Below are 23,209 nucleotides of genomic sequence, written 5' to 3' on the forward strand. Positions count from 1 at the left end.
AGATATGTTGTATGATTATAAAAATGGCTTAAATAGAATTAGAAATATTTTAGATTCACCAAATGAAGTTGAAGTGATTGACTCTAAAATTCCAAAGGATGAAAATCAATGATCATTTAAGAATGGAAAAAAAGCATGAGTTTCGGCTATTTTTGTTGACATTGTTGATTCAACAAAGTTATTTACTGGTCAAATAAAAGATACAACAATTGCGAAGATGATGCGTGCATTTTGCAGTGAAATAATTAGAATTCTAAAAATAGATGAAAATTATAGGCAAATAGGTATTAGAGGCGATTGTGTTTATGGAATATATTCGACTCCAAATAGAGAAGATCTTTATGAAATCTATAATACATCTGTAGCCATAAATACATTTATGGGAGTTTTGAATAAAGAACTAAAATCAAAATCACTTCCATGTATTGAATTTGGAATTGGGATAGCCGCTTCTGAATCTTTAATAATTAAGGCAGGAGTAAGTGGGGAATCAGGAAGTTTAAACGATAAAATTTGAATTGGAGAATCTGTTTCATTTGCTTCAAAACTATCATCTGTAGCTGGAAGAAGTGGATTTGATAAAATATTAATTTCTGAAAATTTTTATATAAATTTAATTATTCACATAAAGGAATTAGGTTTTTCTGAAACAATTAGTTGATTTAAAGAAGTTGGTTGTAATGCTATAGAAGGGAAAGTATATGAATACAATTTAATAAATATAGAAATTAATAATTGGTTGACTAATAACTATCAAGATTAAATTTTTACTTTTCTTTTTAAGGAAATGTTGTTGGTGAATATTTTATATTTCATTTTGGATAAAAGTTAAATAGGGCGTATAAAGTTGTGCTCTTTTTTTTGCTATAATCAAAGTATGAAGATAATATTTATATTTTTTGCAATAATTAATTCATTCATTTCGAGTTCCAACGTGTTCTATTTTTCGGACGATTCAATTGAGAAGGTTGATCTAAAGAATAATTACAAAAATGAAAATAATTTTGCTGAGATACTTTTACCATACTACATATTTAAACACTTAGAAAATATAGAAGATACTAATATAGGTAAAGTGGAAAATATGATCTTGGAAAATATAGGCCCGCTCCTTTCAAATGATGAATTTAACAAACTACAACAAAATGATAGTTACAATTTTAAGTATGTTTTTTTACTTGGTGCGTTAGCCAATAGTCAATATTCATTAATGAATGAATCTGAATTTTTTGCAGAAAATTTTGAATTTTGAATTGGTAACATAGATATTGAAAGAAATCAAAATATTTATTGAAATGTTCTAAATGATTATTTTTTAAATGTTTTACCTGTTTTAGAAATTAAAAAATACAATGAAGATGCTAGTAATACAGAGTTAAAAAATTACATTGATGATTCTACGGGGTCGTTTAATAAGTATAATTTATCTTCAAACGATCTGATATTTACTGCTCCAATTAATGAGCCGAAAATTCCAATTGAGTCAAAAAATTATATTTTGAATCTTTTATCGTCCTCAATATCATCGTGGGTATATGGAGACAAAAATAACCCTTTGAATTATACAAAGGTTATTGAGCTGAATTTTGGCAGTCTCGAAAGAGTTTTGGATGTTGAAAAAATCACAAACTTGATAAGTCCCATTTATTTAGATTTTTTTCACATTTTAAAACCAGAACATGAACCACCTGCAGTATATAAAAAATCATTTGGTGAGATTGACGAAAAATTAAGAGAAAATACATTTGTTAAAAGTGAAAGCATTTCAACGGTTGAAGTTGAGAATACAGTTAATAATATGGTAATAAAACATAATAGAAACTTTAATAATGACGTTATTGTATCTGAATATGCGACAAAGGAAAAATTAAATTCAATTAAACGCTCAATTGAAACAATGTTTAACTATATTGACTATGTAACGAATAGCACCAAAACTGATGGAATATATTTTTATTGAAAAGGTCTAACCGTGTATGAGAATAAAAATAATTGATTAAACTCAGAGAGACCAAATGTTGGAGGACTTACCATATACACAAGTGAATATTCATTAGTGTTGGGTAACGACAATATCATAAATGACTCATTAAATAGTTATAACCAAATACCTTTTGGAACATTTTTTCATGAATTCGGCCATGTTTTTTCTAATTTTTTATCAAAAAATGTTGGTTGATATAACAACAAAGAAAAAATAGATATGGAAAAAGTAAATAACAAAAATAAGACATATTTTGGAAAAAAAATAAACGAGAACCAATATGAATGAGAAGAAAATAACAAAAATAAATTAATTAATTTATCAAATATTAAGACTCAAAATCTTAGTATTGATAATTTAGATTATAGAAATATGTATATTCAAATAAACAACCACATAAAAGACCAATTTGACACCATGAATAATGGTGCTAATATCGTAATACCAGATTGGAGTCGAAATATAAAATCACAAGTTATTTTTTCTTTTAACAATAAAAACATTTTTGATCAAATGAATCAAATTGAAAGATTCCTAAAAGCAACTGGCGTGGTGGAAATAAAAATGACAGGAATCAAAGAATTCGGTAACTTTATTAATGAGAATAAATTTAATTTAATTTATAAAAAAGATGCACACAATATTAGCAATATAAAACAAGATATGCTAGAAATAAAAATTAATAGGCAAAGCGCATCTGATTCGCTTAACACAATAAAACAAAATCTAATTCAAAAAATTTATGTTCCCGATATATCAGAAAGTGATATCGAACTATTTAAAGATACAACAATTTACAAATCAGAAACTGTAGATGAAAAATACTTGAGTGATTTATTTGAAAATATGAAATCAAATCATCAATTCTTTTTAAGAGTTGAATCCTCAAAGGAGTCAAATAAAGTATATGGATCGTTTTACCAAAAAATTGACCTTCTTACTGAAACTGTTGGTATAAAAAAGGTATCAACTCCAATATGAATAATTATTTGCTCAATTTCTATTCCAATAATTTTTATTGGAATTATAATATTTGTATATAAACATAGAAAAAAACAAAGATAGATAGAGTAAAGAGGAAATTAATATGAAAAGTTTAATAATAATATCAATCCTATTTAATAATGGTGGTAATGTTGCGGTTGTGGATGATGTGGTTAAAGCGATGATTTCACAAAATTTTGAGGTTGTTAACTTGACAACTCAAAAAATGAATGATGTTTCACTAGATCTTGGTTTTATGAATGAAAACCAAACTACAGACGAGGTTAAAGAAGCTGTAATTGCTGAAATTGTAGTTGCAAATTCAGAATTATATTGAGTAAATAATTTTTTGAATTCATACTTATTTTTAGAAAAAGATGAATGAATCACAACTGGCATAAATTTTGACAGGCCTAATTATGGAGAATCTGTTGACTATAAAGCAAGGTTCATTGCTAAGGACACAAATAGCATGTTTGAAGGAGTTATGGCGGTAAATGTTAATCTAAAAAATGAAAATGAAGAAGGCGGAGAAAATCCAGTTGAAAAAATTGACATTTCAAATTTGGATGGACAAATAGGAGAAATAAAGTTAATAGATAAAAATACAATAATTGAAAATTTTTTAACACTAAATAAAATTGACAGTTCAAGTTCAAATAGTTTTGATGTAGACAAAATAACTTATGAGTCCGCTACAGTTAGAGCCATTGATGAATCTGAAATATTTAAAGGAGAACTTGAAGTTAAATTTTCTTATAATTATAAGTTGAATGAATCATGAGAAAGTAAAGACACATATGCACACGCTTACAACAGTACACAAGTGGATTTTGATGAACATGAATTCGTAATAACTCCAAAACTTGGCGTAAGTGCGTTTGTCGACACCTATAAAAAATTCAGCTTCAATTATTCAGGTTACATGAGATGTGATCGCTTGGGAGCGGGTGAAGATAAAATTAATTTCGAAAATGTGAATTTCAGCGTTGATTTAACAAACGGAGAAGTTCTATTTGAACAATATGATTACACTGGAAATCAAAATTGGAATGAAAACAAATTTTTTGTTAAAACAAAAATTTCTGAAGCAGATATTAAAATTTCATTTAAAAATGTTTCCACAGCATATGCAACTGCATGAAATGCAATGTGATCTACAGCTGAGTCTCAACTATCTGTAAGTGGTATAAGCTTTATCAAATAAATAATTTCAAAGTAGTCTTACATAGACTACTTTTTTATATTAAAATTAGTACATATACAAGGAGTTTTTATATGAGAAAACAAATAATAATTGGGAACTGAAAAATGTTCAAAACAAATTCAGAAGCTAAACAGTTTATGGAAAAAGCAGAAAAAGGATTTAAAACAAGACCAGACTTAATTGCTGGAGTTGCAGTTTCTGCAACACTTTTAAACACAGTTAAATCAAGTTCAAAAAATTTGATTGTATCAGCACAAAATGTTCACTTTGAACAATCAGGAGCATTCACTGGTGAAGTATCAATTCCAATGTTAAAAGACGTTAATGTTAGTTATGCACTAGTAGGACACTCAGAAAGAAGAGAATACTTTAACGAAACAGATACAACCATTAATAAAAAAGTAAAAGCATTATTAGCTGCAAACATGACACCAGTGTTATGTTGTGGAGAATCTTTGGAAACATTCGAAAAAGGTAAAACAATTGATTTTGTTAAATCACAACTAGTTTCTGATTTTGCAGAAGTTAGTGCAGAAGATGCTTCAAAAGTTATTGTTGCATATGAACCAATTTGAGCGATCGGAACTGGTAAAGTTGCGACTCCACAAATTGCACAAAATGTATGTAAAGCAGTTCGTGATATCATTGCTGATCTATACGACCAAGCAACAGCTGATAAAGTAGTTATTCAATACGGTGGATCAGTTAAACCAGATAATGTAAAAGAAATCATGAGTCAGCCAGACATTGATGGTGCATTAGTTGGTGGAGCTTCATTAGAAGTTGAGTCATTCTTAGCATTATTGGTATAGTATGTCAAAAGTTAAGGTTTTAGTTTTAGATTTAGATGGTACATGCCATATTTTTGGTGGTGGGCCACACCCTGGAAATTTTGAAGCAATTAAAAAAGCAAATGAAGAATATGGTGTAAAAGTTGTTTTTGCAACTGGTAGACCTTATTATGCAAAGCAAAATGAATTTGAAAAATTAGGAAAAATTAATGATGACTATTTCATTGCTTCTTTTAATGGTGCGAATATTAGAAACTTAAATACAGGTATTGAAATAGAAACAAATTTAATTTCAGCTGAACTTACAAAATGATTGTGAAACTATATTGAAAGTAACAAGAACCTAATTGGTATGAGTTACTTTTCAGATGAGAAAGAAGCAGTACATGGTGAAGAAGAAAGTTTAGTTGATTATGAATTGAAGTTTGCAAGACCAAATACAATTAAAATCAGATCAACTGATGTTAAAGAATTTAGACCAACTTACAAATTTTTAATCCAAGGATTTACAGAAGCTAATAAAGCTGATTTAGAAAAACAAGGATTACACGTTCAATGAGCACCAGGCGCGAAAACTGCAGAAATCAATGCTAAAGACATTAACAAAGGTTATGTTGTAGATTACTTTGCAAAGTTATTCAACGTAAATGTAAGTGAAGTTTTAGCAATGGGTGATGGCGCAAATGACGTTGCTTCTTTAAAAAGAGCGGGTTATGGAGTTTGTCCAGCTAACTCAGGAGATGCTGCTAAAGCAGCTGCGACTCAAATATCAAAATACACAGACGCTGAAGGTTGTGTCGCAAAAACAATTGAAGAATTAGTTTTTAACAAGTAATAAACAAATAAAAATAATAGGAGTAATTATGTCAAAGAAACAAGTTATATTAACAATCTTAGATGGTTGAGGAATTGACAAAGACTCAAAAGGTAATGCAGTTACACAAGCTGGAATGCCTTTTGTTGAAAAACTAAAAAAAGAATATCCATGAGTCGCTGCACATGCATCAGGTAAATGAGTTGGACTTCCAGATGGTCAAATGGGAAATTCAGAAGTTGGACACATACACTTAGGTGCAGGTAGAATTAAATTTGAATCTCTTTCATTAATCAATAATGAAATCGCAAACAACACTTTCAAAGATAACGAAGGTTTAAATGAAGCATTTGAATTAGTTAAAACAAACAATTCAGCATTACATGTAATGGGATTGTTTTCAGATGGTGGAGTTCATGCACACATGAACCACATGTTCGAAGTGATAAAAGTTGGTGCATCTAAAGGTGTTAAAGAAATCTATGTTCATCTATTCACAGATGGTAGAGATACAAAACCAAAAGTTGCACTTAACTATTTAAAAGATCTAGAAGCATTATTTAAAAAATTAGGTGTTGGTCAAGTTGGTTCAATCTCTGGACGTTTCTATGCAATGGATAGAGACAAAAGATTTGAAAGAACTGCTCAGGCATACAATGCTTTAACTCAAAGAACTATCAAAGAGTCATTTACTGATTCAGCTGCATACATTCAATCACAATATGATGCAGGTAAAGATGATGAAGGAATTATTCCCGCATACAACGCATCTGCAAAAAACGGATTTATCAAAGAAGGTGATGCAGTTATATTTGCTAACTTCAGACCAGATCGTGCAATTCAATTAGCATCAATAGTTACAAACAATAGTTTTATTGGTTGAAAAGATGCTGCCTTTAAAAACGAAAAATTCATTGGAGACAAAATTCATTTTGTTTCAATGATGAGATATTCAGATTCAGTTACTTCTCCACATGTTGGTTTCAAATCAATTGAAGTTATTAATGGACTAGGTGAATGAATTAGTTCTAAAGGTATGAACCAATTAAGAATCGCTGAGACTGAAAAAATTGCTCACGTTACTTTCTTCTTTGATGGTGGTAAAGATTACTTTAAAAATGGTCTAGCTAAACAAGAAGAAATAACTTTACCAAATTCAAGCATTGATTTAATATTGTCACCGAAAGTTGCAACTTATGATTTAAAACCAGAAATGTCTGCGTCAGAAATTACAGATCAATTAGTTAAACAAATTGAAAGTCAAAAATTTGATTTGATTGTATTAAACTATGCGAACTGTGACATGGTAGGACACACGGGTGATCTTGAGGCAACTAAAATAGCTGTAGCTACTTTAGATAAGCAATTAGAGCGTGTATATAACGCGGCTAAAGCAAACAATGGAACAATGTTGATTACAGCGGACCATGGTAATGCAGAGGTTATGATTGACGCTGAAGGTGGTCCAAACAAGAAGCACACATCACAAACAGTACCAATCATTATTACAGATAAAACAATCAAGTTAAGGGACAAAGATGCAGGTATTGCTGATGTTGCTCCAACAATTTTGGATTTATTAAATGTAGAAGTACCAAAAGAAATGACACAACCGTCATTAATCAAAAAATAGAAAGTAAATTTCTATTTTTATTTTAAGGAAATATATGAGCAGCTCAATCAAAGAAATAAAACAAAAAAAAGAAATATCAACTAGCGACACAGTTACATATCGTGTTATTGCAGACATTGTTAGTGCACTATTTTCTGATGAAAATGGGATATCCACTTTAACTGGAACATATAAAGTTGATGCAAATCACAAGATATGATTTGTAAACTTAAGTAATGCTCAAAAAAAGGAAAAAGATATCCAATCAGGATATTCAATCTATGTTGAAAAAGACGATACTAATGTATATCATCACAATGTAACACAAGACATTAAAAAGACAACTGATAAATATGTTGCAAACAATACAGGTCTTATTACATTTGTAAACTATCAAGATAAGTTACACGAATCAGGATACCATTTTCACGGTGTATATAAATTCAAAGAAATTATTGATAATAAATTAATTGTCTACACACGTGAAAGTGACACATATAAATTAAAATAAAAGGATAAATATGCATAAACAAATAAAATTTCATGAGTATAAAAAAGAAAGTATCATAGACCAAGTTTATGAATTAATGCTACACATTGGATTACCAATTACTGTCGAAATACTAATCAGTGAATTGTGACTAGAGCATGCTGGATTTTCTGAATGGATTAATTTAGTAGTTGTTTTAAGTTCGGTTTTGATTACATTGTTTTTCTCTGTATTTGCAATTACGCCACTAATTGCATATATAAAAAATATACGTATTACAAAATTGAATAAGTGTTTAAAAACAAAACAATTAGTATGATTGAGAAATGACTTCATAAAAGATCCTGAATTTATAAAAAGAATGAGGGTTATTTCAAAAGAAAATTTTGATTGAATTATTGAAAATAAAGACAAACAAAGTGACGCATTTTATCTATCAGATGTTTTTGAACTTGAACAAAACTTCTTCACAAGAGAAGTTACTGGATTAATAAACAGCCATGAACTAGCAGTCGGAAAAATGGTTAGTCATAGTTTCGAAATAAATAGAGAACACAAGCTTTTAAAACTTGATTTATCTTATATTCAAGAAATTAACATTGAAGCTAAGTTGGAAAACCCTAAACTTAAAAACTTTGAAGGTAGATTAAAATTAATTGTTAACTATAAGACGAGCGAACTATACTTGGGTTATTTTGTAAATGACGAGATTGAAGAAGGCGAAGACATTATGTATGGGGTCGTATTCATGACCGACAAAACAAACAATAAATAAAATACCATTTATAATGGTCTTTTTTTATTTAAAAATATAAAATATTTATTATTAGTAAGAGGAACTTATGGGAAAACAAACAAAATATATTTTTATAACAGGAGGAGTTGTATCTGGTTTAGGTAAAGGAATTGCTGGAAGCTCGATTGGTACAATTTTAAAATCTGCAGGTAAATCTGTTTTTATGCAAAAACAAGATCCATATTTAAATGTTGATCCAGGAACAATGAATCCTGTCGAACATGGAGAGGTTTATGTCACTGCCGATGGTGGAGAAACAGATCTAGACCTTGGCCATTACGAAAGGTTTATTGACACTAACCTTACAAAAACTTCATCATTTTCTGCTGGAAAAATATATTGAGAAGTTATCAATGATGAAAGAAAAGGTAAATATAAAGGACAAACTGTTCAAACAATACCCCACATTACAGAAAAGATAATTGAAAAAATATATGCATGTTCAAATAATAACGAAGTTGATTTTGTTATTGTAGAAATAGGTGGAACAATTGGTGATATAGAGTCACAACCATTCATTGAAGCCATTAGACAAATTAAAAGTAGACTACCAGAAGAAAATACATTATTTGTACACGTTGCATTATTAACATACTTAAATGTGACTGGAGAATTTAAAACTAAACCAATTCAACACTCAGTTAAAGAAATGCTATCACACGGAATCCAGCCAGATATATTGGTTGCTCGTTGTGATGTTGACGCACCGGTGCCACCAAACATTACAAGAAAGATTTCTAACCTATGTAATTTAAAACCAGAAGAAGTGATAATAGGTGCAAATGAAGCGTCAATTTATGATGTTCCTTTAGCATTACATAGACAAAATATTCATGAAGTTATTTCTGAAAAAATGAACGTTAATTTAAAACCAAATCTTAAAGATTGAATTGAAGCTAGTGAGAAGAAAAAAAATTCAACAAACAAAGTTACTATTTCACTTGTTGGTAAATATGTTGACCTACAAGATGCGTATCTTTCAGTTAGTGAATCACTTAAAATATCAGGGATTTGAAATAGCGCACAAATTAAAATCAATTGAATTAATTCTAGGAAACTGACTGCAACAAATATTGATGAACAATTAAGTGGCAGTGATGGAATTCTTGTCCCTGGTGGATTTGGAATTGATGGAGTCGAAGGTAAGGTATTAGCTGCAGGTTATGCAAGAGAAAACAAAATCCCGTATTTAGGAATTTGTTTAGGAATGCAAATTGCATGTATTGAGTTTGCTAGAAATGTTTTAGGACACAAAGATGCAAACTCATCAGAGTTTGATTTAGATTCTCAAAACCAAGTTATTCATTTAATTGAAGGAAACAACAAAGACCAACTTGGTGGAACACTTAGACTTGGAGAATATGAAACAACAATCGTTAAAGGGACAAAAGCTGAAAAGTTATATGGTTCAAAAGCAATTGAAAGACATAGACACAGATATGAATTTAATAATAAATATCGTGACGAATTTGAAAGTGCAGGAATGAAAATTTCTGGTGTATATAAAAAAGATGACTTAGTTGAAATTGTAGAAATTACAGATCATCCATTTTTTATTGCAGCACAATATCATCCTGAGTTTACTTCAAGGTTGTCAAAACCAAACCCATTATTTGACGGGTTTATAAAAGCAATAATTTCTATAAAATAAAAAACGAATCAAATCCGTTTTTTTGTTTTTATAATGGTAAGTCTTTATTTTTGAAGTAAATTACAGCTCCAACAAATAAACCAATTGATATGATTAACATCCCAATATATTGGCCAATTCAAGTGCCAACGTCATCATATTTAATAAATGTAGTGTCATATAAAATATTTAAAGATACATATTTTAAATTAGCCAATGCAGGAAGAGTAGTTTCGAATAACATCCCAAACATCCCAAAAATTATTGAAATCCCTAAAATAGAACTAGTAACCAATAATGACAAAGCACCTTTGTCAAATATTGACGAGAACAAGAATGAAATACCAGCAGCTGTTACTAACAACAATCCAAGACCAAGTGAGTTAACTAATCAAAAAGAAATCATAGTACCTTCACCAGTGGCTGAAAGTGTTACAACACCAACAATAGTTGTTAGTACTGAATAAAGAATTACAGATGTTAGAAATGCTAACAATTTTGAAGTAACTATTTTATTTCTTGATAGTGGTGAAGATAGTAGGTAACTTAAATATCCTTTTTCAACTTCTGCTGCAAGAATTCTATTACCAATAATAATTATAAATATTATTGGTAATTGGTATCCAATACCAGTTGCTCCAAAGAAAGATTGAGGTAAAACCATTAAATATAAATTAATCTCAATAGGCGTACCCTCTGGAGTTTCACTAGGGGAATGTGATCCACCGTTATCTGCAAACATAACTAACATAGTTATTGTCAATGTCAGAACACCAATAGTAATCACACTTCAGAATTTTCACATTTGTTTAATTGTGTTTTTATAAATTTTAAAACTAAACATGTGCAACCTCCTTGTTCTTGTCATAGAAGTCCATGAAATATTTTTCTAATGAAAAGGGAACTTCTTTTAAACTAACAAAATCAACTTTCTTAATTTCTTTGAAAAAGTTTTCAACTTCGTTATATGGAACTTTGTATCTGGCAACATTTTTATTAATATTTTCACGTAAGAAAGGTGAGTCAATTGCTTCTTTTGAAAACTTAACAACATATCTTTTATCACTTAAGTCAACCAGTTCTTGTAGTACAAAGTCAGAAACAATTTTTCCACTTTTTACAATTGCAATTTGATCACATGTTTTTTCAATCTCTGCAAATATATGAGAACTGATAAATACTGTTGTTCCCTTTGCTTTTTCAGAAATAACAAGGTCAATAAATTTTTGTTGCATCAATGGGTCTAAACCAGTAGTTGGTTCATCTAAGATAAGTAACTCAGGATTGTGCATGAATGCAATAATTAGAGCAACTTTTTGTTTCATACCTTTAGACATTTTCTTGATTTTAATATCAGGATTAAATTGTCAGTATTGAATTAACTCTTCAACATACTCTCAATTTGTTTGTTCCCTTAGTGAAAAAATCATTTTAATATAATCTAAACCATTTGTTTGTTCAGGGAATGTGATCTCACCTGGAAGATATCCAATTTTTGGCTGAACTAAATGTGATTCTTTTCAAACATTAGTTCCAAACATTTCTACAGTTCCTTTGTCTGCTTTTATATAACCCATAAGGTGTCTAATTGTTGTTGATTTCCCAGCACCGTTTGGCCCTAAGAAACCAAACGATGTTCCTTTGTCTACTTCGATATTTATGTCGTGAATACCGTAGTTATTCTTGTATACTTTTGTTAAATTTTTAACAGATATAATGCTCATAAATAATTTTCCTTTTTACAAATATAACACATTTAACACAGCAAACATGTTAAATACATTAATTCATTTATAAAGGGTTAAGTGTATAATTTTAGTAACGAGGACTTATGCTTACACTTGATAATAATGCAATAAAATTGGTTGTTTGTGACATCGATGGAACAATCGCATATAGAACTCCATCAGTAAATAGATTTGTATCTTCAAATGTTATTGAAACAATTAAAACCTTACGCGAAAATAATATATATTTTGTATTCAATACTGGTAACTCATACATAACTGTAGATCACATTGCTGAGCAATTTGATGCAGGTAAATCTAAATATACAAAATACCTTGTAGCTGTAAATGGTAATTGTATTTTTGACTTTTCTACAAACACACCATACATTCAAAAGACAATATCAAAAAGTATGATTGCTGAAATACAAAATGAGTTAGATCAATTCGGAGTTAACCTAATGGTTATGAATGAAACGGCAGATAAAATTTATATATCAAATGAAAAAGATAAAGAAAAGTTTATAGAAATTTTACAAGATGAAGGTGAAAACTCAATTGTATTTTGCAAATCACCAGGGGATTTTCCGGATGCTGCACAAGTTACAGTTGAATTAACTAACCCTGAATTTAAAGGTGAAATTGAATTTATCTTACAAAAATATTCAAATGATATAGATGTGTCTTGGTGATCTGAACACGGACTAGATTTAAACGTAAAAGATGTTAATAAATTTAGTGGTTTACAAGGTTTGATTGAAATTATAAATGATAATGAAGGTGAAAATATTACATTAAGTAATGTTGTTTACTTTGGAGATCAAAATAATGATTTAAGTGTTTTTGAAAATCACAAGTATTCAATTGCTATGGGAAATGCAATTGAAGAAATTAAAGATCATGCATTTGAAATAACAGACACAGTACAAGATGATGGATTCCCAAATTACATTAAAAAAATAACAAACAAGTAAGTAATACAAAGCTCCCTCAAAGGAGTTTTTTTATTTAAAAATTGAAATATTAATTAATAAATATAAGATATTTATATACGAGGTCACAAATGAAAAACTTAAAAGAATATTCTTTAACAAACTTAAGAATGATTGGTATAGAACAAATTACTAATGCGAAATCAGGACACCCAGGAATGGTTATGTCTGCGGCTCCATTAGCACATGAACTATACTTAAATCACTTTAACGCATCAATTACAAATCCAAAATGAATCAATAGAGATAGATTCATTTTATCAGCAGGACACGGTAGTGCATTACTATACTCACTATTACACATCTCAGGATTTGATATTAAAAAAGATGACTTAATGAAATTTAGATCATTAAACTCATTAACACCAGGTCACCCAGAATCACACATGACTACAGGAGTTGATGCTTCAACTGGACCACTTGGTCAAGGATTTGCAATGGCTGTTGGTTCAGCGATCGCCGAAAAACATTTAGCGGCAAAATACAACAAGCCAGGATTACCATTATTTGATCACAACACATATGTAATATGTGGAGATGCCGATTTAGAAGAAGGGATTACTTCTGAAGCAATGCAAATTGCAGGTGTACAAAAACTAGATAAACTAATTGTTTTATATGATTCAAACGACATCCAATTAGATACTCCAGTTGATAAAGTACAAAAACTAGATTTGAAAAAATGATGTGAAGCTCAAAATTGAGATTACATTTTTGTAAAAGATGGATTTAACTTAGAGTCAGTTGATAAAGCAATTGCTCAAGCTAAATTAAATAAAAAACCAACACTTATTGAATGTAAAACAATTATTGGATTTGGTCATGAAAAACAAGGGACACCAGCAATGCATGGTGCTCCATTCTCACCAGAAGCAGTACAAGGATTGCGTGATAAGTTTGAATACAAAGAAGAACCATTTACAGTAAATGGTGATGTTAAAAAATTATGACAAGACAACTTCAACAAACGTGGAGATGAGGCTTTAAATAAATGATTAAAAATTGAATCAGAATTTAAAACAAAATTCCCAGTTGAATGAAAAGAAATATTTGAAACAAAAACTGTTAAAGCTGAAGACTTCAAAGAATTACTACATACAAACAAAGAAGCTACAAGAATTAGTAATGGTAAAGTTCTTAAAAAATTACAAGAGCTTACAAACAACATGCTTGGTGGTTGTGCAGATTTAACTGCTGCTACAAAAGTTCAAGGATTCATGGGTGAGTTCAATAATGAAACACCAAGTGGAAACAACATTTTATTTGGTGTACGTGAATTTGCTATGGCAGCAATTTCAAACGGTATTCAAGAACACGGTGGTTTACGTTCATTTGATTCTACATTCTTAGTATTTTCAGATTACATGCGTAACGCAATTAGATTAGGAGCAATATCAGAATTACCTGTATTGCATATCTTAACTCATGATTCAATTGCTGTTGGATTTGATGGTCCAACCCATGAACCAGTAGAGCACTTGGCATCACTTAGAGCAATGCCAAATCTTTATAACTTTAGACCAGCAGATATGAAAGAAACAATCGGATCATATGTTGCTGCATTTAACTTAAAGAAAACTCCAGCTACATTAAGTTTCTGTAGACAAGATTTAACACAATTAGAAAATTCATGTTGAGATGAATCTCAAAAAGGTGGATATGTTGTTTATGAAACAAAAGGTAAAAAAGCAGATTATATTTTTATTGCATCAGGTAGTGAAGTTGAACTTGCTATTGAATCAGCAAAACTAATGGAAGCAGATAAAAAATCAGTTAGAGTTGTTTCAATGCCATGTGTTGAACTATTCGAAGCACAAGATGTTAAATATCAAGAATCAATATTGCCTTCAACACACAATAAATATATTGTAGTTGAAGCTGGTTCATCATTTGGATGACACAAGTTTACAGGTAGAAATGGATTAATGATTACTGTTGATCAATTTGGAAAATCTGCCGATGGTGCCGTAGTCTTAAATGACTTTGGATTTGAAGCAAACAAAATTGTTGCAAGAATTAAAAATTGAAAATAATTATTAACAGCCAAACACAAGATTAATCTTGTGTTTTTTTATTTAGCACAACATATATAATATTTTTAATGAGGGTAGTATGAAAATTAAATTAAACGAATTAAACACCCTTGCAAAAGAACTAGCAGTAGAATTAAACGATAATACATTTGTGCTCCTTAATGGAGACTTAGGATCTGGTAAGACTACTTTTACAAAACAATTACTTAAAGAATTGGGTGTAATTGAAAGTGTGACATCGCCATCATTTAATATAATGAATCAATACAAAACAAATAAATTTAACATTAATCATATGGATGCATATAGATTAACAAAGTTAGATGAACTAGATATGTTTATTGAATCATTTGAAAATGCCATCAATGTCATAGAGTGACCTGATAACTTAGATATAAACTACAATGACTATGGAAAAGTGATAGAGATATCAATAACTGTAATTGATGAAGATACGAGAGAGTTTAAAATAATTAAGAAATAAAAAATGAATCTATTAATGATTCATTTTTTATAATTGGATTCATGAGATTAATACTTTTAGATCACCACTAATATCAAGTGAAGAAGTCGAATCTAAATCACATGCTATTGAGCAATCTCCAAATTCATAATCAATTCCATTGATTTGACCTTTACCGTCAATCGCAGTAATTTGTAATCATCCCGCTTTTTCAATTAGAGTAAATGGTTTAGTTTCTTTAGATGCTTCGTATAAATAAAGAGAGAAGTATTCGTTTGAGTGAATTAGTTTTGTCTTGTTTTTTAAAACATCAATTTTTGAATCAGGAACTGTTGTAGCCAATATTGTATCTTCGATATGTAATTCTCTACCAACTCCATTAACTTTTCTATCATAGTCATAAACTCGGTAAGTGATATCTGAAGAACGTTGTAATTCATATACTACAATGTCAGGAGTTACAGCATGTATTTTTCCTGGTGGAACATATAAGAAATCACCTTTATTTACAGTAACTTCTACAAGTAAATCTTTTCAAGAACCATCATGTATCATTTGTGTTAGTTCTTCTTTGGATTTTGCGTTGTGTCCATAAATTAATTTTGAGTCCTTAGGACAATCAAGAATGTATCAAGATTCTGGTTTTCCAAGATCATTGTGTTTCTTTGCTTGTTCATCATCGGGATGAACTTGTACAGATAGGTTATCTTCTGGTGTAAGTATTTTTACTAGTAGGGGAAAGTTTCCTTTGATATTTCCAAATAGATTTCTATTTGATTTAAATATCTCTTTTATAGATTTTCCAGTTCATTGACCATCAATCGCAAAACCCATTCCATTTTCATGAGCCGAAATTATTCATGCCTCACCAATTTTTTTATCAGTTGGAATATCGTATCCCAATGATTTTAGTTTTTGTCCACCTCATGGTCTTTCTGAGAAAGATGGTTTTATTTTAAAAATATTCATTATATTTACCCCTTGAATATATGTATTATAATTGCTATATAATAAAAATCAACAAAAGACTGAGGAAAATATGATTTTAGAACAATTAAATAAACATTCTAAATTCGATAGTTCAATCGAAGGCAGAATTTCAAAAACAGTAATTAATCACGTAACAAAGAATAAAGAATTTAAAATGAACATAACAAAGTTATCAGAGGTATCTGAAACAAGTCAACCAAGTGTTACGAGATTTGTGACTAAAACTATAGGCTTAAAAAACTATAAAGAATTTATAAACATGTTGAACTTAGAAGTTAAAACATATTTTGAAAGTAACTATGATCAAAATAACCTAAGTGATAATGCAAGTCAAATAATAACTGATTTAAACGAAACGCTATCTCATGTAAGCAATGAAGATATAAAAACCGCTACAAACATTATATTAAATTCAGATAGAATTAACGTTTGTGCAATTGGTGGAAATATTACAACTAAAATTGAGATTGAACATAAGTTATCAAAAATTGGTAAAACAATAATGGTTGCAACAGACTGACATCAACAATTGATTAACATAAACTTTATGTCATCAAACGATGTAATTATTGCGGTATCTTATTCTGGAGATAAAGACGAGCTATCTAAAATACTAACCAAAGCAAAAGCTAAGAATGTAAAAATAATATTGATAACTGGTCAATTTGATTCATTTGCAAAATCATCTGCTGACTTAGTATTTGAAGTTCATTCAACAGATGCAAAATTTAGATCATTTTCTTTCACATCAAGAATTTGTGGAATCGCTATTTGAGAATTAATATTTAAATCAGTAATTGCTTCAGAAACGATATCATCAGATGTTATTGAACAATGAAAATGAGAACAACAATAAACTTTCGATAAATGGAAGTTTTTTTTTTTTTTTGTAAAGTTGGTAACATTTTATTCATAACATGAATAAAATGTATAAAATATTATTAGGAGGAAATATGAATAAAGATATCTTAAATACTAACCATATATTCTTAGATGTTGAATCGAAATCACAAAAAGAAGCACTAGAATTCTTAGCGCAAAAAGCAGCTGACCTTGGCATTGTTACAAGTAAAGAAGCTTTAGTTACAGGATTTGAAAATAGAGAAAAAGAAAGCTCTACCGGTTTTGAAGATGGGTTTGCAATTCCACATGCAAGAATTAAAGAAACAACAAAAGCAGCATGCTTAGTTGTTAAGTTAAAAAAAGCAATCGATTGAAATTCAATGGACGGAAAACCAACTCAATATTTATTTGCACTAATAGTGCCCGATGGTAAGGGCGATGAGCACTTATCAATATTGAGTGATATAGCCACAAAATTAATGATTCCCGAATTTAAATCAGCAATTAATAATGCAAAAACAGAAGAACAATTTATTGAAGCTTTTGAAATAAAAGAAGCCACAATAAAAGAAGCTAGAACTGGAAGTAATGTAATAAAAGTTGTTGGTGTATCTGCTTGCCCCACGGGTGTGGCGCATACTTATATGGCAAGAACGGCTTTATTAAAAGCTGGAGAAGTGCTTGGTTGAAATGTAAGAATTGAAACACAAGGACAAAAAGGTCAAGAGTACAAACTTACAGATAAAGAAATTGAAGAAGCAGATGTTGTATTTCTAGCGATAGATATTTCAGTTGACAAAGATAGATTTGTAGGTAAAAAAATCTATCAAATAGGTACAAAGAACACTTTGAGATTTGCCGAAGAAGAACTTAAAAAATCACTTGAAGAAGCATACTTGTATGCGCCATCAAGCAATGGTACAAAACTAGAAATGAAAAATGGTGCTCCAAAACAAAGTTGAGTTCAACATCTAATGGCTGGTATTTCATATATGATTCCATTCATCGTATTTGCTGGACTAACATCTGCGATTATTGCAGGAGCTGCAAATGCTGCAGGCGTTAATTTAGGTAAAAAAGAAAGTCTAGAAGGATTTTGAGTATTTGCTTGACATTTAAATGAATTTGCAAATATTGGATTTTCAGTAATGTTTGCAATCGCGGGAGCGTATATTGCCAACTCAATTGCTGGTAGAGCCGCTATTGCTCCTGCGTTCATATTAACTATGATCGGTAATAATCCAGCACTAGTGTGACAAGGTTATTTTGCCGATATCAATGTAGAACAAATGATTGACGGAGAATGAGTGTCCGCGTCAATAAATGGTGTAATGCAACCACTGAATGTGTTTGGAGCTGTAATATTTGGACTAAGTGCAGGTTATACAGTTAAATGAATTAATACAAAATGAAGAATTAATCAATACATTCAACCAATTATGCCAATCATTATTATTCCTGTGTTCTTAACTCTGACATTTGCAATATTCTGAATGTTTACATTTGGACCGATTATTGGAATAGCAATTGGTTATCTATATACAGGTATCCTTTCACTTGAAAGATCTGGTGCCGGAATGATAGTTGTAGGTCTAATCCTGGGACTACTAGCCGGAGTTGATATGGGTGGACCAATTAACAAAATAGCATCATTTGGTGCAACTGCAATGATACCAATCGATGGTGGATTAGCAATGGGATGTTCTGCTGCAGCATTTGCAGTAGCACCACTAGGTGCAGGACTTTCAACGATGATATTTGGAACTACATTTAAAGATGATAAAGAAATGGGAATAAATGCCACAATTCTCGGATTCATGGGTGTAAGTGAAAGTGCTATACCATTTGCTATAAAATACAAATGAGCTGCAATTGTACCAAACATTATTTGTTCAGGTATTGCTGGTATGTTTGCTGGTATGTTTATGGTTCAAGGTCATGTTGGAGCATGGGGTGGACCAATCATAGCTGTGTTTGCTGGTGTAACTGACCAATCAGGTAACTTTATTGGAATTTTATGATACATAATTGCAATCGCAATTGGTACAGTGTGTCACATAATTTTATTTAGAATCTTAGTTGAAGTTCAATCTAAAGGTAAGATGTCATCAAGTGATTTCAAAGCCATTTTTAAAAAAGGAAAAAAGAAAGACGTTGTTGAACAACCTAAAGAAACGGTTTAACACTTATTAAAATAAATAATTAAATACATAAAAACTCCGCATAAAATTTAGCGGAGTTTTTATGTATTTATCCTTTTTTGATATAACAAAAAATCTTATTCATATCGTGAATATAATGTATAAAATATTATTAGGAGGAAATATGAATAAAGATATTTTAAATAGTAAACATATATTCTTAGATGTTGAATTGAAATCTCAAAAAGAAGCTTTTGAATTCTTAGCACAAAAAGCAGCTGACCTTGGCATTGTTACAAGTAAAGATGCTTTAGTTACGGGATTTGAAAATAGAGAAAAAGAAAGCTCTACAGGTTTCGAAGATGGGTTCGCAATTCCACATGCAAGAATTAAAGAAACAACAAAAGCAGCTTGCTTAGTTGTTAAATTAAAAGAAGCTATCGATTGAAATTCAATGGATGGAAAACCAACTCAATACTTATTCGCTCTAATCGTACCAGATGGTAAAGGTGAAGAGCATATGTCAATATTGAGTGACATTGCAACAAAACTTATGAATGACGATTTTAAATCAGCAGTTATAAGTGCAAAAACAGAAGATCAAGTTCTTAAAGCTTTTGACATCAAAGCAAAAGCAGTTGAAACAACTGCTCCTAGTGCCGGTGGTTTAAAAATTGTCGCAATTAGTGCATGTGTTGTAGGTATTGCCCACACATACATGGCTGAAGATAAATTAATAAAAGAAGGTGCAAAAATGGGGCACCAAGTTCGTGTTGAAACTCATGGTTCAAAAGGAATTGGTACACCACTAACTGCAAAAGAAATTGAAGAAGCTGATGTTGTCTTATTTGCAGTTGATGTAAATGTTGATAGTTCAAGATTTGTAGGAAAAAAATTCTACAAAGTAAAAGTTGCAAAAGCAATTCATGAAACAAAATTAACAATTGAAAGCGCCATTAAAAATGGTACTACTTTAGCTGGAACAGCCGGAGGAGATTTCAAAACTTCAGGAAAAGCAACAGGTGAAAAACAAGGAGTGTTATCACACATCCTTGCAGGTATTTCATACATGATTCCTGTTATTGTTCTTGGAGGAATCTGTTTAGCTTTCTCAATCGGGATTGCAAAAGCAATTTGAGGACCAGAAGCTGGTACAGGCGGACCAATGATTGGAACTGGTGTAATTGGAAATGACGGAAAAGAAATCATGGCTGCTCAGTTCCCATGAAACCCATTAGCAATTATGGATAAAATTGGTGGAACAGCGTTCGCATTAATGATTCCGATCCTTGCAGGGTTTATTGGTAACTCTATTGCTGGTCGTGCAGCTATTGCACCAGCAATGGTAGGAGCATTCATTGGGAATGATCCAAAATTATTAATGCCAATTGGAGACATGACTGTTGAAACACCAATGGGATTCATTGGAGCAATAATTGCAGGATTAGCTGTTGGATACTTTGTAAAATGAATTAATTCATGAAATGTACCAAGATCATTACAAGCAGCAATGCCAATATTCTTCATACCTCTAGTTGCAGGTATATTAATATCAGTAATATTTATTTATGTAATTGGTGGACCAATCGGATGAGTAATGGGTGAGTTCTCAGGTGCAATTAAAAGTGCATACGGAACTGACGGTGTTGGAATCGGAGTTGGATTAGCACTTGGTATTCTACTTGGAGCCATGGCAGGATTTGACATGGGTGGACCAATTAATAAAATCGCGTTTGTAACTTCTGCTGCATTAGTAACAGAAGGTGTAAACCAACCAATGGGAGCTATGGCTGCCGCAATTCCTGTTGCACCAATCGCAATGGGATTAACAACAATAATATTTGCTAGATTCTTTGATAAAGAAACTAGAGGAATGGGTATTGCTGCTATTATTATGGGAACAATCGGAATTTCAGAAGGTGCTATACCATTTGCAATTCGTGACCCAAAAAGAGCAATCGTATCTAACGTAATCGGATCAGCAGTAGCTGGTGGGATTGCTGGAGCATTCCTTGTAACAAACATGGCTGCCCATGGTGGACCAATTGTTGCAATCTTAGGTGCTGTTCCATACGGAATAATGACTCTATACTTCTTTATTGCAGTTGGAGCCGGAGTTGCTACAACTACATTGATTTATGGATTCTGATTAATGGCAGATGCTGGAGAAGTGGCTTCTGTTAAAGAAGCACACGTTGAATACTTAACTGGTTTAGGTAACGCAAAACGTGAAGCAATTTCAGAAATCAAATCAGAAATCAAAACATTAAAAGCAAATAAAGATACTTCAAAAATTGAAGCTAAAAAATCAGAAATCAAAACTATAATTGAAGATCATAAAGCTGCTGTTGCAAAAGCAAAAGTGGCATACTCAGAAATTAAAGTAGAAGAAAAAGCGTTAATGAAAGTTAATAGTGGAGAAGTGAAAGCGTTTAATGCATCAGCAAAATCAGACTACACAACTTCAAAAACAACAATTAAAGCAAAAGAACTAAAAGGTGATGCAAAAGCAGATGCTATTGAAGAACTGAAAAAAGCTAAAGCAGATAAGTACCGCGAATTCCAAAATGGAATTAGAGGTTCATTGGTAGCAAAATACCAATCAGCTACAGCTTAGTTAAATAAATCTAACTATCTTCGGATAGTTTTTTTTATTTGTAATACAATAACAAAAAAGGATAGATATGAAGTCACTGTTTATAGATACAACAAATAATAAAATAGTCTTAGCTTATTTAGTAGATGATGTTTTAAAGGACTCAATTATAGTTGAGGCTAAAAACAAAATAAGTGATGTTATAGATATAACTTTAAAACAGTTTTTAGACAAGCAAAACGTTCGATTAAATGAATTAACCACTTTCTATGTGACAAAGGGTCCAGGAACCTTTACAGGGGTAAGAATAGGGTTATCTATCGTTAAAACCATATGAACTATCAATAAGGATATAAAGGTTTATTCAATAAACACAATGCAGCTAATGGCTGGTATAAAACAAACAGCCGTGGCCATTGATGCTAGAGGGAACAAACACTTCTTTGCAAATTTATCTAATGGCGAATTTGTTGATGAGATAGCTTTATTGCAAGATGATAAACTACCAACAACTAATATTGTAAAAAATACGGATTCAATTAATTATGTAAAAAACTTTGAAGAAGTTAAAAAGAACTTTATCTTAGAAAAAGATATTACGAACTTTAATCCAATTTATATTAAGAAAGCAATTTAAACATAAAAAAAGTTGAATGATTATTAGTCATTCAACTTTTTGCTTAACAACATTAGTTGTGTTTTAAGTTCGTCAATTTGTGCTTGTGATTCTTCGATCTGATTTTTAATTTGAATCTTTAAATTATTATTGGAAATTTCTTGTGCTTTTAATCTTTCTAATAACGGTTTCACGGCGGTTGCAACTGCCACATCACATTTACTCATATCAAATAACAACTCCTTAAACGAATCTCTAACTGCTTGGTTGTGTTTTGATTTCATAACAAGTAGCTCATTTGGATCTGTATATATTTTATCATTAATCAAAGTGTCTCTTTCTTGAATGTATATTTCTCTTAACATTGAGTTAATCCCAACCACGACCTTGTTTTTATTTTTAATTCGTATGATATTAATTATAAATTTTAATTTCATTTTTCACCTCTAATATCTATAACGTCAAAAGACATAAAAAAAATTTGAATTAAATCAAATTTT

The 23,209-nt window shown here is 30.6% G+C and carries 20 protein-coding genes; 16 read left to right on the forward strand and 4 right to left on the reverse strand.

All coding sequences use genetic code 4. The annotated features are described in order from the left end of the window. Nucleotides 1-4 precede the first annotated feature (4 nt). The 9 genes from AACL07_RS00760 (at nucleotide 5) to AACL07_RS00800 (ending at nucleotide 10,329) form a co-directional block, all read left to right on the forward strand. Nucleotides 5-763, forward strand: a complete 759-nt coding sequence (locus tag AACL07_RS00760) for an adenylate/guanylate cyclase domain-containing protein (protein ID WP_338983766.1) — start codon at nucleotides 5-7, stop codon at nucleotides 761-763. 114 nt (nucleotides 764-877) lie between these two features. After that, nucleotides 878-3,049, forward strand: coding sequence for a hypothetical protein (locus AACL07_RS00765; protein WP_338983767.1), 2,172 nt, complete (start codon nucleotides 878-880; stop codon nucleotides 3,047-3,049). A gap of 22 nt (nucleotides 3,050-3,071) precedes the next feature. Then, on the forward strand, nucleotides 3,072-4,175 hold the full coding sequence (locus AACL07_RS00770) for a hypothetical protein (RefSeq protein WP_338983768.1): 1,104 nt from the start codon (nucleotides 3,072-3,074) through the stop codon (nucleotides 4,173-4,175). Between the two features lie 71 nt (nucleotides 4,176-4,246). Beyond that, nucleotides 4,247-4,987, forward strand: a complete 741-nt coding sequence (gene tpiA, locus AACL07_RS00775; RefSeq protein WP_338983770.1) for a triose-phosphate isomerase — start codon at nucleotides 4,247-4,249, stop codon at nucleotides 4,985-4,987. Nucleotide 4,988: 1 nt separating this feature from the next. Beyond that, nucleotides 4,989-5,801 carry an HAD-IIB family hydrolase gene (locus tag AACL07_RS00780; RefSeq protein WP_338983772.1) on the forward strand — a complete coding sequence of 271 codons (813 nt, stop codon included), beginning with the start codon at nucleotides 4,989-4,991 and terminating at the stop codon, nucleotides 5,799-5,801. A 25-nt stretch (nucleotides 5,802-5,826) separates the two neighbouring features. Next, the gene (gpmI, locus tag AACL07_RS00785) at nucleotides 5,827-7,413 is read left to right on the forward strand and encodes a 2,3-bisphosphoglycerate-independent phosphoglycerate mutase (RefSeq protein WP_422397426.1); all 1,587 of its coding nucleotides are present in this window, start codon (nucleotides 5,827-5,829) and stop codon (nucleotides 7,411-7,413) included. A 34-nt stretch (nucleotides 7,414-7,447) separates the two neighbouring features. Further along, entirely contained in the window at nucleotides 7,448-7,903 is a 456-nt protein-coding gene (locus AACL07_RS00790) for a hypothetical protein (RefSeq protein WP_338983776.1), read from the forward strand. 10 nt (nucleotides 7,904-7,913) lie between these two features. After that, nucleotides 7,914-8,657 (forward strand): hypothetical protein, encoded by a 744-nt coding sequence (locus AACL07_RS00795; protein WP_338983778.1) that lies wholly within the window; start codon nucleotides 7,914-7,916, stop codon nucleotides 8,655-8,657. A gap of 67 nt (nucleotides 8,658-8,724) precedes the next feature. Continuing rightward, nucleotides 8,725-10,329 (forward strand): CTP synthase, encoded by a 1,605-nt coding sequence (locus AACL07_RS00800; protein ID WP_338983780.1) that lies wholly within the window; start codon nucleotides 8,725-8,727, stop codon nucleotides 10,327-10,329. Between the two features lie 28 nt (nucleotides 10,330-10,357). On the opposite strand, the gene AACL07_RS00805 is transcribed toward AACL07_RS00800, so the two are convergent. Together AACL07_RS00805 and AACL07_RS00810 are read right to left on the reverse strand one after the other, a co-directional pair. Then, nucleotides 10,358-11,152: an ABC transporter permease subunit gene (locus tag AACL07_RS00805; protein WP_338983782.1), complete on the reverse strand. Its 795-nt coding sequence runs from the start codon at nucleotides 11,150-11,152 to the stop codon at nucleotides 10,358-10,360. Then, entirely contained in the window at nucleotides 11,145-12,032 is an 888-nt protein-coding gene (locus tag AACL07_RS00810) for an ATP-binding cassette domain-containing protein (protein ID WP_338983784.1), read from the reverse strand. The genes AACL07_RS00805 and AACL07_RS00810 overlap by 8 nt, the downstream gene beginning before the upstream one ends. Before the next feature lie 107 nt (nucleotides 12,033-12,139). On the opposite strand from AACL07_RS00810, the gene AACL07_RS00815 reads away from it, so the two are divergent. The 3 genes from AACL07_RS00815 (at nucleotide 12,140) to tsaE (ending at nucleotide 15,544) form a co-directional block, all read left to right on the forward strand. Further along, entirely contained in the window at nucleotides 12,140-13,009 is an 870-nt protein-coding gene (locus tag AACL07_RS00815) for an HAD family hydrolase (RefSeq protein ID WP_338983786.1), read from the forward strand. 89 nt (nucleotides 13,010-13,098) lie between these two features. Beyond that, on the forward strand, nucleotides 13,099-15,060 hold the full coding sequence (gene tkt, locus AACL07_RS00820; protein ID WP_338983788.1) for a transketolase: 1,962 nt from the start codon (nucleotides 13,099-13,101) through the stop codon (nucleotides 15,058-15,060). Nucleotides 15,061-15,139: 79 nt separating this feature from the next. Next, nucleotides 15,140-15,544 (forward strand): tRNA (adenosine(37)-N6)-threonylcarbamoyltransferase complex ATPase subunit type 1 TsaE, encoded by a 405-nt coding sequence (gene tsaE / locus AACL07_RS00825; protein ID WP_338983790.1) that lies wholly within the window; start codon nucleotides 15,140-15,142, stop codon nucleotides 15,542-15,544. A gap of 27 nt (nucleotides 15,545-15,571) precedes the next feature. Here the strand turns inward: tsaE and AACL07_RS00830 are convergent, their stop codons facing one another. Continuing rightward, nucleotides 15,572-16,492, reverse strand: coding sequence for a type I phosphomannose isomerase catalytic subunit (locus tag AACL07_RS00830; RefSeq protein WP_338983792.1), 921 nt, complete (start codon nucleotides 16,490-16,492; stop codon nucleotides 15,572-15,574). Between the two features lie 70 nt (nucleotides 16,493-16,562). Between AACL07_RS00830 and AACL07_RS00835 the strand changes: the two genes are divergently transcribed. The 4 genes from AACL07_RS00835 (at nucleotide 16,563) to tsaB (ending at nucleotide 22,730) form a co-directional block, all read left to right on the forward strand. Next, complete coding sequence (locus AACL07_RS00835; protein ID WP_338983793.1) at nucleotides 16,563-17,369, forward strand: MurR/RpiR family transcriptional regulator; 807 nt, start codon at nucleotides 16,563-16,565, stop codon at nucleotides 17,367-17,369. Nucleotides 17,370-17,466: 97 nt separating this feature from the next. After that, nucleotides 17,467-19,539 (forward strand): fructose PTS transporter subunit IIA, encoded by a 2,073-nt coding sequence (locus AACL07_RS00840; RefSeq protein WP_338983795.1) that lies wholly within the window; start codon nucleotides 17,467-17,469, stop codon nucleotides 19,537-19,539. Between the two features lie 142 nt (nucleotides 19,540-19,681). Continuing rightward, nucleotides 19,682-22,114, forward strand: a complete 2,433-nt coding sequence (locus tag AACL07_RS00845) for a fructose-specific PTS transporter subunit EIIC (protein ID WP_338983797.1) — start codon at nucleotides 19,682-19,684, stop codon at nucleotides 22,112-22,114. A 67-nt stretch (nucleotides 22,115-22,181) separates the two neighbouring features. Next, complete coding sequence (gene tsaB / locus AACL07_RS00850) at nucleotides 22,182-22,730, forward strand: tRNA (adenosine(37)-N6)-threonylcarbamoyltransferase complex dimerization subunit type 1 TsaB (protein WP_338983799.1); 549 nt, start codon at nucleotides 22,182-22,184, stop codon at nucleotides 22,728-22,730. A 23-nt stretch (nucleotides 22,731-22,753) separates the two neighbouring features. Here the strand turns inward: tsaB and AACL07_RS00855 are convergent, their stop codons facing one another. Further along, on the reverse strand, nucleotides 22,754-23,146 hold the full coding sequence (locus AACL07_RS00855) for a hypothetical protein (protein ID WP_338983801.1): 393 nt from the start codon (nucleotides 23,144-23,146) through the stop codon (nucleotides 22,754-22,756). Between the last annotated feature and the right edge of the window lie 63 nt (nucleotides 23,147-23,209).

The organism is Spiroplasma endosymbiont of Othius punctulatus, from assembly GCF_964019505.1.
In the GTDB taxonomy this organism is placed as follows: Bacteria; Bacillota_I; Bacilli_A; order Mycoplasmatales; family Mycoplasmataceae; genus TIUS-1.